At 45.3% G+C, this 13,747-nt stretch carries 12 protein-coding genes, 1 rRNA gene and 1 other annotated feature; all 13 genes read right to left on the minus strand.

From position 1 onward, the window contains the following. Positions 1-1,401, minus strand: coding sequence for a cysteine--tRNA ligase (gene cysS, locus ACWHAR_RS18555; protein ID WP_032872232.1), 1,401 nt, complete (start codon positions 1,399-1,401; stop codon positions 1-3). After that, positions 1,398-2,051, minus strand: coding sequence for a serine O-acetyltransferase (gene cysE / locus ACWHAR_RS18560; protein ID WP_003156410.1), 654 nt, complete (start codon positions 2,049-2,051; stop codon positions 1,398-1,400). Before cysE ends, cysS begins: the two co-directional genes overlap by 4 nt. 74 nt (positions 2,052-2,125) lie before the next feature. After that, positions 2,126-2,359, minus strand: a binding site (T-box leader). A gap of 2 nt (positions 2,360-2,361) precedes the next feature. After that, positions 2,362-3,813, minus strand: coding sequence for a glutamate--tRNA ligase (gltX, locus tag ACWHAR_RS18565; RefSeq protein WP_007410392.1), 1,452 nt, complete (start codon positions 3,811-3,813; stop codon positions 2,362-2,364). A gap of 91 nt (positions 3,814-3,904) precedes the next feature. Continuing rightward, positions 3,905-4,381, minus strand: coding sequence for a 2-C-methyl-D-erythritol 2,4-cyclodiphosphate synthase (gene ispF / locus ACWHAR_RS18570; RefSeq protein ID WP_003156407.1), 477 nt, complete (start codon positions 4,379-4,381; stop codon positions 3,905-3,907). Beyond that, the gene (ispD, locus tag ACWHAR_RS18575) at positions 4,374-5,072 is read right to left on the minus strand and encodes a 2-C-methyl-D-erythritol 4-phosphate cytidylyltransferase (protein WP_032872229.1); all 699 of its coding nucleotides are present in this window, start codon (positions 5,070-5,072) and stop codon (positions 4,374-4,376) included. Before ispD ends, ispF begins: the two co-directional genes overlap by 8 nt. A gap of 12 nt (positions 5,073-5,084) precedes the next feature. Beyond that, complete coding sequence (locus ACWHAR_RS18580) at positions 5,085-6,185, minus strand: PIN/TRAM domain-containing protein (protein ID WP_003156403.1); 1,101 nt, start codon at positions 6,183-6,185, stop codon at positions 5,085-5,087. A gap of 113 nt (positions 6,186-6,298) precedes the next feature. Further along, positions 6,299-7,381, minus strand: a complete 1,083-nt coding sequence (gene disA / locus ACWHAR_RS18585; RefSeq protein WP_007615225.1) for a DNA integrity scanning diadenylate cyclase DisA — start codon at positions 7,379-7,381, stop codon at positions 6,299-6,301. Positions 7,382-7,384: 3 nt separating this feature from the next. After that, a complete protein-coding gene (radA, locus tag ACWHAR_RS18590; RefSeq protein ID WP_014304212.1) occupies positions 7,385-8,764 on the minus strand; it encodes a DNA repair protein RadA in 1,380 nt (459 codons plus the stop codon). A gap of 93 nt (positions 8,765-8,857) precedes the next feature. Continuing rightward, positions 8,858-11,290, minus strand: coding sequence for an ATP-dependent protease ATP-binding subunit ClpC (gene clpC, locus ACWHAR_RS18595; protein WP_015239036.1), 2,433 nt, complete (start codon positions 11,288-11,290; stop codon positions 8,858-8,860). Then, on the minus strand, positions 11,287-12,378 hold the full coding sequence (locus tag ACWHAR_RS18600) for a protein arginine kinase (protein WP_003156398.1): 1,092 nt from the start codon (positions 12,376-12,378) through the stop codon (positions 11,287-11,289). Before ACWHAR_RS18600 ends, clpC begins: the two co-directional genes overlap by 4 nt. Next, complete coding sequence (locus tag ACWHAR_RS18605) at positions 12,378-12,935, minus strand: UvrB/UvrC motif-containing protein (protein WP_007410387.1); 558 nt, start codon at positions 12,933-12,935, stop codon at positions 12,378-12,380. The genes ACWHAR_RS18600 and ACWHAR_RS18605 overlap by 1 nt, the downstream gene beginning before the upstream one ends. 13 nt (positions 12,936-12,948) lie before the next feature. Further along, on the minus strand, positions 12,949-13,413 hold the full coding sequence (gene ctsR / locus ACWHAR_RS18610) for a transcriptional regulator CtsR (protein WP_003156396.1): 465 nt from the start codon (positions 13,411-13,413) through the stop codon (positions 12,949-12,951). Between the two features lie 226 nt (positions 13,414-13,639). After that, positions 13,640-13,747: ribosomal RNA gene (gene rrf / locus ACWHAR_RS18615) — 5S ribosomal RNA — on the minus strand; the annotation flags it as partial.

Here is a 13,747-nt window from a genome sequence, read left to right on the forward strand (position 1 = left end):
TTACTCTCCCCGCTTCCAGCGAGTTCCCTGGGCCGTATCTTCAAGAATGATATTCATGCTTTTCAGCTGATCGCGAATCTGGTCTGACAAAGCAAAATCGCGATTGCGGCGGGCTTCATTTCTCTTCTCAATCAACTCTTCAATCTCTTCGTCGACAAGCACTTCTTCGCCGAGCGTAAGTCCGAGAACAGATCCGATTCTGTCAAACATGCTGATAAAGGCTTTAATGACGTGATCCGCCGTATTGTCTTCCTGCATGTAGTAATTGGCGAGCTTCGCCAGATCAAACCAAACGGAAATCGCATTCGCCGTATTAAAATCATCATCCATTGCTTCTTCAAACGCAGTGCGGTGCTCTTCAATTTTAGCGAGCCATTCCTCATCATTGTCAGTCAGATTCGTACTGCTAATCAAACGATGGTTTAAATTACTATAGGCCGTCTTCAGGCGGTTAAACGCGTTTTTTGTTTTCTCAAGCAGCTCTTCCGAATAGTTGATCGGGTGGCGGTAATGAACGGACAGCATGAAAAATCTCAAAAGCTGCGGGTCATATTGCTTAATGATATCGTGCACCAAAACAAAGTTGCCGAGAGATTTTGACATCTTCTCATTATCGATATTGATATATCCGTTGTGAAGCCAGTATTTTGCGAATGTCTTGCCTGTTAATGCTTCAGATTGGGCAATTTCGTTTTCATGGTGCGGGAATGTCAGGTCCTGACCGCCGGCATGAATATCGATTTCGTCACCCAAATACTTTTTCACCATTGCGGAGCATTCAATATGCCAGCCCGGGCGGCCTTTTCCCCAAGGGCTATCCCATGATATTTCTCCGTCCTTAGCAGCTTTCCAAAGAGCAAAGTCCAGCGCATCCTCTTTCTTCTCGCCGACCCGGATACGCGCGCCTGATCTGAGTTCATCAATTGATTGCTGAGATAGCTTGCCGTAGCCTTCGAAGGCCCTTGTTTTGAAATAGACATCGCCTTCTGATTCATAAGCGTAGCCTTTTTTAATCAGCTCGCTGACAAATTCAATAATGGCGTCCATGTTTTCCATGACCCGGGGGTGAAGATCCGCTTTCCGGCATCCGAGGGCGCCCACGTCTTCAAAATACGCTTTAATAAACCGTTCAGAAACGGCCGGGACGTCCTCGCCGAGCTCGTTGGCCGCCTTAATCAGTTTGTCGTCAACATCGGTAAAATTCGATACGTATTGAACATCGTATCCTTTATACTCTAAATAGTTGCGTACGGTATCATACACAATCGCCGGACGGGCGTTTCCGATATGAATATAGTTGTATACAGTCGGTCCGCACACGTACATTTTTACTTTGCCTTCCTCAAGAGGAACGAATGTTTCCTTTTTCCGTGTCAATGTATTATAAAGTGTAATGGTCATTTTTGGTTGATCCTTTCTTTTTTATCTTCCAGTTCAGCCTGCAGTTCAAAAATCTGCTGCTCCAATGCTCTAAACCGGTCAGCAACCGGATCGGGCAAGTCTTGGTGATTGAGATCGCGTTTGATTTTTCTTCCGTTCTGAATGACGACTTTCCCCGGTATGCCGACAACGGTCGAAAAGTCGGGAACATCACGAAGCACAACGGAACCGGCCCCTACTTTAGAACCCTGCCCGACCGTAATAGAGCCGAGCACCTTCGCTCCGGTTGCAATTAAAGCATCATCTTTTATGGTCGGATGCCGCTTCCCCTTTTCTTTTCCCGTTCCCCCGAGAGTGACACCTTGGAATACCGTCACGTTATTGCCGATTTCACATGTTTCCCCTATGACGACCCCCATACCGTGGTCAATGAAAAACCTTCTCCCGATGGTCGCGCCGGGATGGATTTCAATTCCGGTAAAGAAACGGGCAATCTGTGATATCAGGCGCGCCAGGAAGAAAAATCTCCGTTTATATAAAGCATGTGCAATCCGATGCGCCCATATAGCATGTAAACCAGAATAAGTTAAAACAACTTCGAAATAGCTTCTTGCTGCCGGATCTTGATCGAACACTGTATCTATGTCTTCTTTTAGCATTTTAAAAAACACATGCTTCCCCCCATTCTCTCCCCGCTCCAGTCTGTTTTTCCGCCTATAAAAAAAGCGCCTCTGCATGTAAACATGACAGAGACGCTTTTACCGCGCGGTTCCACTCTGTTTGAAAAACAAGTCACTGTTTTCCCAACTTAAAAGCCGGTAACGGCGGCGGCCGCCTTTAAATACTGATTTCCGCAGAAATGTTCTTCAAAGGTCTTAAGGGCGCACTTCTAAAACATGACGCATGAATCTCTCTCAGCCGATGAAGATTCTTTCTGTAATGGTCATTGTTTTATACTCTTCCCTGTCAACAATCGTATATTTAAATGCTTTTCAGGCGTCTGACGGCTGTTTCTCTGCCGATCAGCTCAATGGCCTGCGGAAGCTCAGGACCGTGTGTCTGACCGGTAACCGCTACACGAATCGGCATGAACAGCTTTTTACCTTTATGGCCTGTTTCTTTCTGAACAGCTTTAATTGAGGCTTTGATCAGCTCAGGCGTAAATTCTTCAAGCTCTTCAAGCTTCGCAGCAAATACGCTGAGCACTTCAGGCACCTGTTCTTCTTCCAGAACGGCTTTTGCCTCTTGATTATACTCGATCTCATCTTTAAAGAACAAATCAGTCAGCTCGACAATTTCAGCGCCGTAGCTCAATTGCTCATGGTAAAGAGAGATTAATTTACGAACCCATTCCTGCTCCTCGGCAGAAAGCTCAGTGCCGACTTTTCCAGCTTTTTGCAGGTGCGGCAAGGTCAGCTCAACCACTTGATCAAGATCCAGCGCTTTGACGTATTGGTTGTTGACCCATTTCAGTTTATGCATATCAAACAGAGCCGGTGACTTAGACAAACGATTTACATCAAAAATTTCAATGAATTGTTCTCTTGTGAAAAGCTCTTCTTCACCGACGGGAGACCAGCCGAGAAGTCCGATAAAGTTAAACAGCGCTTCAGGCAGGTAACCCAGCTCATCATACTGCTCAATAAACTGGATAATTGATTCATCACGTTTACTTAATTTTTTGCGGCTTTCGTTTACGATAAGCGTCATATGTCCGAAGACAGGAACATCCCAGCCGAATGCCTGGAAAATCATGATCTGTTTCGGTGTATTTGAAATGTGATCCTCACCGCGGAGCACGTGCGTCATTTTCATTAAGTAATCGTCAATCGCGACAGCAAAGTTATACGTCGGTGTTCCGTCTTTTTTGACGATGACAAAGTCGCCGATGCCGTCTGATTCAAAAGAAATCTCACCTTTTACGATATCGTTAAATGCGATGATTTTCCCTTCCGGCACGCGGAAACGGATGCTCGGCTGTCTGCCTTCGGCTAAAAACTGCTCCTGCTCTTCCTGAGTCAGGTTTCTGTGTTTGCCGGAATAGCGCGGCATTTCCCCACGGGCGATTTGCTCTTCACGTTCTTTCTCAAGTTCTTCTTCCGTACAGAAACATTTATAAGCAAGCCCTTTTTCAAGAAGCTCTTCATAGTACTTTTTGTAAATGTCGTTACGCTCAGACTGGCGGTACGGGCCGTATTCTCCGCCGATATCCACACTTTCATCCCAGTCCATGCCGAGCCATTTCAAATAGTTGAGCTGGCTTTGCTCTCCGCCTTCAATATTTCGCTTTTTGTCCGTATCCTCAATCCGGATAATAAACTTTCCGCCTTGGCTGCGGGCAAATAAATAGTTAAAAAGCGCTGTTCTGGCGTTACCGATATGCAAATGTCCGGTCGGACTCGGTGCATAACGAACGCGTACTTCATTTCCCATGTTCAAATACTTCCTTTCATCTCGTCTGTAGCCTCTAGCCGAATATATGTATCTATTCTACCACCAAATAGACCGGGCATCAAAACAATGATCAGGCTTTTTGGATCAGAACGGTCGCCTGAGCGGCAATTCCTTCAGCTCTTCCGGTAAACCCGAGCTTTTCAGTCGTCGTCGCTTTTACGTTTACTTGAGAGACGTCCGCCTCAAGGCCTTCCGCTATCCGTTTTCTCATAGCATCAATATGCGGCGCCATTTTCGGCTTTTGCGCAATAATCGTACAGTCTATATTTCCGAGTACGTATCCTTTTTCTTTAACAATGTTCCAGACATGCTGAAGCAGCTTAAAAGAATCCGCATCCTTGAATTCCGGATCAGTATCCGGGAAATGCTTGCCGATATCTCCTTCACCTGCCGCTCCGAGACACGCGTCTGCGACTGTATGCAGCAATACATCAGCATCTGAATGTCCGAGCAGCCCTTTTTCATAAGGAATTTCAATTCCGCCGATGATGAGAGGACGGCCTTCCGTTAATTGATGCACATCAAATCCTTGTCCGATTCTAAACATTATGATTCCCACTTTCCGCTTTCATGATTGCTTCCGCGGATATCAGATCATCCGGCGTTGTCAGCTTAATATTGGTATAGCTGCCTTCAACGATACTCACCTGATATCCATCAAGACGCTCGACGAGGCTGGCGTCATCCGTCCCTAAGAAGCCTTTGTTTTCCGCTTCCATATGCGCCGTCTTCAATAAAGAAAGACGAAAAGCTTGCGGCGTTTGAACGGCCCACAAGCTTGAACGATCAAAGGTCTCCGCAACCCGGGAGCCTTCCGCCCGTTTTATCGTGTCTTTCACAGGAACAGCCAGGACAGCCGCTCCCGCCTCCTCTGCTGTTTCAACGAGCTTATCGATATGCTGATGTGTGACAAACGGGCGCGCTCCGTCATGAACAAGAACGACCGATTCCTTATCAATCACTTTCAGTCCTTCGTATACACTGTTCTGACGCTCCGCACCTCCGGTAACAAGCTCAATTTCCGTCTGAATCGGAAATTGGGCCAGCAGCTGGCGAAAATCTTCCCGTTCACTCTCGTTTATCACCAAGATTATTTTCTGACAGGGTGCGTGGCTTTCAAAAACCCGCAGTGTGTGTATAATAACAGGCGCACCTTTTAAGCTGATGAACAGCTTATTTTTCCCGGCCTTCATCCGTTTTCCTTGTCCGGCAGCCGGAATAACGACAACATACTCCATATGAACTCCCTCTTAAAGAGCTTTCTCAAGCAGCTTGGGCTTGGCAAAAATCATTCGTCCCGCCGCTGTCTGCAGTACGCTGGTTACGAGCACATCAATATGTTTCCCTATATAATTGCGGCCTTCTTCCACAACAATCATCGTACCGTCATCCAAGTAAGCCACACCTTGATTATGCTCTTTCCCGTCCTTAATCACCTGCACATTCATCTCTTCGCCCGGAAGCACAACCGGCTTCACCGCGTTTGCAAGGTCATTAATATTCAGTACCGCAACCTTCTGAAGCTCACATACTTTATTTAAATTAAAATCATTCGTCACAACGACGCCGGATGTCAGCTTCGCAAGTTTGACAAGCTTGCTGTCAACCTCCTGAATGTCCTCGAAGTCGCCTTCATAAATTTCAACCGTAATATCCAGTTCCTTTTGAATGCGATTCAAGATATCCAGACCGCGTCGTCCTCTGTTACGTTTTAAAACATCTGAAGAATCAGCGATATGCTGTAATTCCTCCAGCACAAATTGAGGAATGACAATGACGCCTTCTAAAAAGCCCGTCTGACAAATATCTGCAATTCTCCCATCAATAATAACACTTGTATCTAAGATTTTCAGCCTTTTATCCTGTTCCTCCTGCTCCTCATCAGCACTTCCCTTTTTCTTCTGCATTCTTGCAGAAATGGAGAAAAGACTGATCAGTTCATCCTTTTTCTTAAATCCGACTTGGAAGCCCAGATAACCGAGAAAGAAAGCCAGAAAGACCGGAATGATGGTGCTGAATATACGGTACGGAATATTGTCCAGCGGAATCACGTTTACAATGAGATATGCGATGATAAGTCCAAAAACCAATCCGAGACTCCCGAATAACAGATCCGGCACCGGAGCTCTCAGTAAAGAATCTTCAATCCATTTTACCCAATTAATCACATATTCTGTCGTCCATATACTGATGAGAAAAAAGATAATAGCACCAATTGCAGCAGACGTATATGCGTTTGTTATTAAAGGTATGTCCTGTATATTTGACAGCACAAACAATTCAGGTATTAAAAAGATACCGACAACGCCGCCCACAATAATGAAGAACGCCTGAACTATTCGTTTTAACATACCTCCACCTCCTTTTAAGTAGCATTTTTTCAGCAGACTGTCAGAGCCTACAAATTCAGAATAAACAAAAACTAACAATAATATACCCGGATTCCGACAGGTTTAAGCGATTCTTAAAGCTGTCTATCTATATAGTGTTTTTCCTGAAGGCGTTTTAAGCCTTTTTTGATTTTTTTGGCGCGCACTTCGCCGATACCCTCAACATCATCAAGCTCTTCTACAGTGGCTTCCGTTATGCTTGGCAAAAATCCGAACGCCTCAACCACATTTTCAACAATCGGCATCGGCAGACGCGGAATTTTGTTCAGCAGCCTGTATCCTCTCGGGAGCACATAATCATCAATATTGGTAGAAGCCGGATATCCAAGCAGCTTAAACAGAATGGAATCATCAAGCAGATCATAGCTGGACATATCCTGAAGCTCTTTTAACAGCACGAACGGATCTTTGATTTTTTCTTTGACATAGTCTTTGATGAAAAGTGCCGCCTCTTCTTCCATGTCCGTAATCAGTTCAATCACCTGCAGACGGATTAAGTGGCCTTCCGTTCCGAGTTCTTTAATATACATATTGATTTCATTTTTTATTCGGAGCACCATTTCATATCGATGCATGACGGACAGCACGTCACTGAATGTCACAAGCTCCTCAAACTCTAATGCGTTTAAAGCCGTAATCGTTTTGTCTAAAATGGTTTTATACTTCTCAAGCGTTTGAATGGCCTGATTTGCCTTTGTTAAAATAAATCCTATGTCCTTTAGTGTGTACTTCATGCTGTCCTGATATAACGTAATGACATTTCTGCGCTCAGAAATGGCGATGACGAGACAGCCGGTCTGCTTCGCCACCCGTTCCGCCGTACGGTGCCTCATTCCCGTTTCTGAAGAAGAAATGGTCGCTTCCGGCATAAGCTGCGTATTCGCATAAAGAATTTTCTGTCCGGAATCACTTAAAATAATGGCACCGTCCATTTTGGCCAGCTCGTATAAGTGAGCGGGCGCAAATGATGTATTAATATGAAAACCGCCATCCACGACTTGCTTTACCTTATCATTGTATCCGACAACAATCAGGCCGCCTGTATTTGCCCGAAGTACATTCTCTATCCCGGCTCTGAGCGGGGTGCCCGGAGCAACGAACTGCAGAATTGCAGACAGGTCAAGCTCTTGTTTCGCCCCTTTTTTCTCTTTTTCCATCTATTATGATCCTCCTAATGAAGTACGAAGCGCTTCTGCAACATTTGCTACTCCGACAACCTCAATCCCTTTTGGTATTGTCCACCCATCTGCATTCGCCTCAGGTATGATCATGCGCTTGAAGCCGAGTTTTGCCGCTTCCTTTACGCGCTGTTCGATTCTTGACACCCTGCGGACTTCTCCTGTCAGACCCACTTCACCGATAAAGCAATCTGCGGGATTCGGCGGTGTATCTCTGAAGCTTGAGGCAATGCTGACGGCTACTGCCAAATCAATCGCCGGTTCATCCAGTTTGACCCCGCCGGCGACCTTTAAATATGCATCTTGATTTTGAAGCAAAAGACCCACCCGCTTCTCAAGCACAGCCATAATTAACGACACCCTGTTGTGGTCAATGCCTGTAGCCATGCGGCGCGGGTTTCCAAAACTGGTCGGTGATATGAGCGCCTGGATTTCAACCAGGATCGGTCTCGTTCCTTCCATTGACGCAACGATACTCGAACCCGATGCCCCGGCAGAACGCTCTTCCAAGAAAATTTCAGAAGGGTTCAGCACTTCCGTAAGCCCCTCTTCCCGCATTTCAAAGATGCCCATTTCATTTGTGGAGCCGAAACGGTTTTTTACGGCCCGCAAAATACGGAATGTATGATGCCGCTCTCCTTCAAAGTATAGAACGGTATCGACCATGTGCTCAAGCAATCTCGGCCCTGCGATCGATCCTTCTTTTGTGACGTGCCCGACGATAAAAATAGGTATGCCGTTTGTTTTCGCGATTTTCATCAATTCGGCCGTACACTCTCTTACTTGTGATACACTGCCGGGAGCCGAGGTGATATCACTTTGGTACACGGTCTGAATGGAGTCTACGACAACAAATGCGGGTTTCATCTCTTGTATAGCAGACGAAATATACTCCATATCGGTTTCAGATAAAACATGTAACATTTGGCTGTTGATTCCAAGTCTGTCGGCACGCAGCTTCGTTTGCTTCACGGATTCTTCCCCTGAAATGTAAAGCACGCTGCCGGCCGTATCTGCTAATTGTGCGGATACTTGGAGAAGGAGCGTTGATTTTCCGATGCCTGGATCGCCGCCGATTAATACTAACGAGCCTTTCACAACGCCGCCGCCAAGCACTCTGTTGAATTCTTCGAGCTTTGTTTGAACGCGGGGTTCTTCCGATGTTTCAATTGATGTAATGGGTGATGGTTTCTGGACGGTTTGAACGGAGTGGGAGAAAGCCGCCCGCCGATTCGCCGGTGCTTTTTTTATGGTTTCTTCCACCATTGTATTCCAAGCCCCGCAGCCCGGGCACTTTCCCATCCACTTAGCGGATTCATAACCGCATGAGTGGCAGATGAATTTTGTTTTTGATTTAGCCATATATGTTGTAAGACCTCTTCCTTATCGAATATTTCTCTATATAACAAAGTGAGGCATACACTCGCTTACGTATGCCTCATGTTTGTCACTATATTAGTTCGTTTTAGCAGTTGTTTTTACGACAAATTCGCCGTCCTCAACATCAAGAACAATGTGCTGGCCTTTATCAATATTGCCTCTGAGGAGTTCTTCTGATAACCGGTCCTCCACATGCTTTTGAATCGCTCTTCTTAACGGACGTGCGCCGTATTCCAAATCGACGCCCTCTTCTGCCACTTTTGCTTTTGCAGCATCCGTCAGCTCGATAGAGAGATCTTGTTCTTTCAGACGTTTTGTTAACTGATCAGACATAAGCGACACGATGTCTGTAAGATGTTTTTTCTCAAGGGAGTGGAAGACGATAATTTCGTCAATCCGGTTGATAAACTCAGGTCTGAAGGCGCGCTTCAGCTCTCCCATGACTTTGTCTTTCATGTCTTTATGGTTTTGTGATTCATCCTGCACATTGAAGCCCACATATTTGTTGCGTTTCAGCTCGCTCGCTCCGACGTTTGACGTCATAATCAGGATCGTGTTGCGGAAATCCACAGTGCGTCCTTTTGAATCAGTCAAGCGTCCGTCTTCAAGCACTTGCAGGAGAATGTTAAACACATCAGGATGCGCTTTTTCAATTTCATCAAGCAGTACGACAGAGTAAGGTTTTCTTCTCACTTTTTCTGTCAGCTGGCCGCCTTCATCATAGCCGACATATCCCGGAGGAGAACCGACAAGACGTGAAGTCGAGTGTTTCTCCATGTATTCGGACATATCCACTCTGATCATCGCTTCCTCATCACCGAAAATGGATTCCGCCAGCGCTCGTGCCAGCTCTGTCTTCCCAACGCCTGTAGGGCCTAAGAAGATGAATGAACCAATCGGGCGTTTCGGGTCCTTCAGACCGGCTCTTGCACGTCTGACAGCCTTTGCAACGGCTACAACAGCTTCATCCTGGCCGATGACGCGGGAGTGCAGAATGTTTTCCATATTGAGAAGCTTATCTGTTTCCGTTTGGGCAATTTTAGATACAGGCACCCCGGTCCAGCTGGATACAACCATCGCGATATCCTCTACAGAAACTTCGGAGTTCTCCTGGCCTTGTTTTTCTTTCCACGTTTTTTTCGTGTCTTCCACCTGTTCTCTCAGGCGCTGCTCCGTATCACGAAGAGAAGCCGCTTTTTCAAACTCCTGGCTCTGAACGGCAGCGTCTTTTTCCTTGCGAACTTCATCGAGTTTCTGCTCAAGCTCTTTTAAGTTCGGAGGCGTTGTGAAAGAACGGAGACGTACTTTTGAACCGGCTTCATCAATTAAATCGATCGCTTTATCCGGAAGGAAGCGGTCAGAAATATAACGGTCGGACAATTTTACCGCTGCTTCAATCGCTTCATCGGTAATGGATACGCGGTGATGCGCTTCATAGCGGTCACGGAGCCCTTTTAAAATTTGAATGCTTTCATCGGCTGACGGCTGATCCACCTGAATCGGCTGGAAACGGCGCTCCAGAGCAGCGTCTTTTTCGATATATTTACGGTATTCATCAAGCGTTGTCGCACCGATGCATTGAAGCTCTCCGCGGGCCAGTGAAGGTTTTAAGATATTCGATGCGTCAATCGCACCTTCTGCTCCCCCCGCTCCGATCAGTGTATGCAGTTCGTCAATGAATAAAATAATATTGCCGGCCTGACGTATTTCATCCATTACTTTTTTCAAGCGGTCTTCAAATTCTCCGCGGTATTTCGTACCGGCTACAACCGTACCCATGTCTAATGTCATTACGCGTTTATCACGTAAAATTTCCGGCACTTCATTATTGATGATCTGCTGTGCGAGGCCTTCAGCAATCGCAGTCTTACCTACACCCGGTTCTCCGATAAGAACGGGATTATTCTTCGTTCTGCGGCTTAATACCTCAATAACACGCTGAATCTCTTTGCTTCGGCCGATAACCGGATCAAGACTGTCTTCCTTCGCAATCGCAGTTAAATCACGAGCCAAGCTGTCAAGCGTCGGCGTGTTTGCATTGCTGTTCGTACCGGATGCAGAAGATCCCGTCTCATTGCTTCCCAGAAGCTGCAGCACTTGCTGTCTCGCCTTATTCAAGCTGACACCGAGATTATTCAGAACTCTCGCGGCCACGCCTTCTCCTTCACGAATCAGTCCGAGAAGTATGTGTTCTGTTCCCACATAAGAATGTCCTAGCTTTCTGGCTTCATCCATGCTGAGCTCAATGACTTTTTTTGCTCTTGGCGTATAATGAATCGTTTGAGACATTTCCTGTCCCCGTCCGATTAAGCTCTCCACTTCTTTCTGAATTTTATCCGAACCGAGTCCGAGTGCTTGGAGTGCTTTAGCCGCAATCCCTTCTCCTTCACGAACCAGACCTAATAAGATATGTTCAGTTCCAATATTGTTATGGCCTAAGCGCAGTGCTTCTTCCTGTGCCAGTGCCAATACCTTTTGAGCTCGCTCTGTAAACCTTCCAAACATCATATCGAATCATCCTCCTGTCTATTTGCACTCATTTCTAAATGCAGCCTTTCCCTGATAAGAGCCGCTCTTCTCGCGTCTCTTTCGTTCGGCCGTAATGCACCGCCCGAATATTGTTGGAGAAAACCCGGCTGTGTCAAAATCATCAGTTCATTAAGTATATTGCTTGATAGCCCTTTGATGATTCCAAGGTCTATCCCCAGCCGAACGTCAGAAAGGCATTTCGCCGTTTCCTTTGATTCAATCATACGGCAGTTGGATAAAACACCGTAAGATCTGAATACCCGGTCCTCCAATTCAATTTTCGAGGTTTGGTAAAGCGCTTCTCGGGCTGAACGTTCCTGCTCAATCAGCTGGGCAGCCACACTGTTTAAATCATCTACAATGTCCTGTTCTGATTTTCCGAGTGTGATTTGATTTGAAATTTGAAAGATATTTCCTAATGCTTCGCTGCCTTCACCGTAAATTCCTCTAACAACTAAGCCTAATTGGTTAATTGCCGGTATAATTCGATTCATTTGCCTAGTTAATACAAGGCCCGGCAAATGCATCATGACTGAAGCCCTTAGTCCCGTCCCTACATTTGTAGGACAGCTTGTTAAGTACCCTCTCTTCTCTCCAAAGGCGTAATCCACTTTCTCCTCAATCCAGTCATCAACCTGGTTTGCCGCTTTTATAGCGTTGAGAAGCTGGAAGCCGGGGAAGAGGCATTGAATTCTGATATGATCTTCTTCATTTAACATAATGCTGACTTCTTCATTTTCAGAAAGCAAACAGCCGCCAAAAGGGGATTCAGTTAAATTCGGGCTGATCAGATGTTTCTCCATCAGCACCCGTTTTTCCAAAGGCTGAGCTTCACTCATTCTGATTAAATGAAATTGACCGATATCAGGAAGTTCTTTTCCTGAAAAATGATCTTCGAATTGCTGAATGATGGATGAGGCTTCTTCATTCGTATACCTGGCAGGAAACTTTATATTTTCAAAGTTTCGGGCCAACCGTATACGGCTGCTGAGTACAATGTCACTTTCAGGTCCCTTTTGCTTCATCCAATTGCTTAGTGCGTCCTGAATAAAATGCTTGAGCGACATTACCCTTGTTCCCCCTCACTGTCTTTACTTTTTAATTTCTGCTCTAACGATCGGATCTGATCCCTGACCTCCGCTGCTCTTTCAAACTCTTCGTGGTGTATTAAAGATTCAAGTTCTTTTTTTAACATTTCCATTTGCCGTCTTACATGCAGGTTTCCACCTATTCGTTTTGGAATTTTCCCGGCATGCACCGTATTCCCGCTGTGAACTTTTCGCAAGATCGGTGTAATTTGGCTGTAGAACGTATCGTAACATTCCGCACAGCCGAAACGCCCTGTTTTTCTCAGCTGCTGAAACGTCATACCGCATTTCTTACAAGCTGTGCCTTGCTCTGAGTAGCCGAACATTTGAGAACCGGTGTTTTGAAATGAAGACTCCATATTCAGCAGCCCTGATAATAAATTATGGATCGAGAACCCTTGGTTTCCACTTATACTGTATGAATCGCTATTTTCTTTTGCACATTGTTCACAAATATGAACTTCTTGTTTTTCTCCATTAACAACTTTCGTAAAGTGAAAAGTGGCCGGTCTCTCATTGCATTCTTGACAAATCAATCTTTTCACCCGCTTACTTTAGTTTTAAAGATGTGAGCATTGCTTTCATCATTCTGGCTCTTAGTTCATCCCGTTCGGGCAAATCAATATATAGAACTGAACGATCCATTACACTCACCATCATTTTAGCTTCTCTTTCCGAAATAACTCCGTCCTCTAACAGTCTGAGAATAATGTCATCAGAGGCTGCCTGGGACAAGTGGGTATGAATCTGCGAAATAATATTATTAATGAGGACGACTTCGTTATTCATTTTAATTTTGATAATACGAATATAACCGCCGCCTCCCCGTTTACTTTCAACAATATATCCTCTTTCACTTGTAAATCTGGTGTTGATGACATAATTTATTTGGGAAGGAACACATTGAAATTTATCAGCAATTTCACTGCGTTTGATCTCTAAAATTTCTTTGCCATTTTGATCTAATACTTGTTTCAAGTACTGTTCAATGATGTCAGAAATATTATGTCCCACTCAACCCCCTCCTTTATTGACTTTGACTATATTTGACTTTAACCTTACTATAAGGTGTTTCGCGAAATTTTTCAACTGTATCGCTCTATCTCTATTATTTCCACTTTGCACAAGCATAAAACCTGCTTTTGCAAAAAGGCATATCGTTACGTTTCTCATATTATATAATGTATGCAGAAAAACACAAAAAAGGCAACTCATGATGAGCTGCCTTTACCATAATATAGCTTGGCGGCGTCCTACTCTCACAGGGGGAAACCCCCGACTACCATCGGCGCTGAAGAGCTTAACTTCCGTGTTCGGCATGGGAACGGGTGTGACCTCTTCGCTATCG

Source organism: Bacillus sp. LR--39 (genome assembly GCF_053613335.1).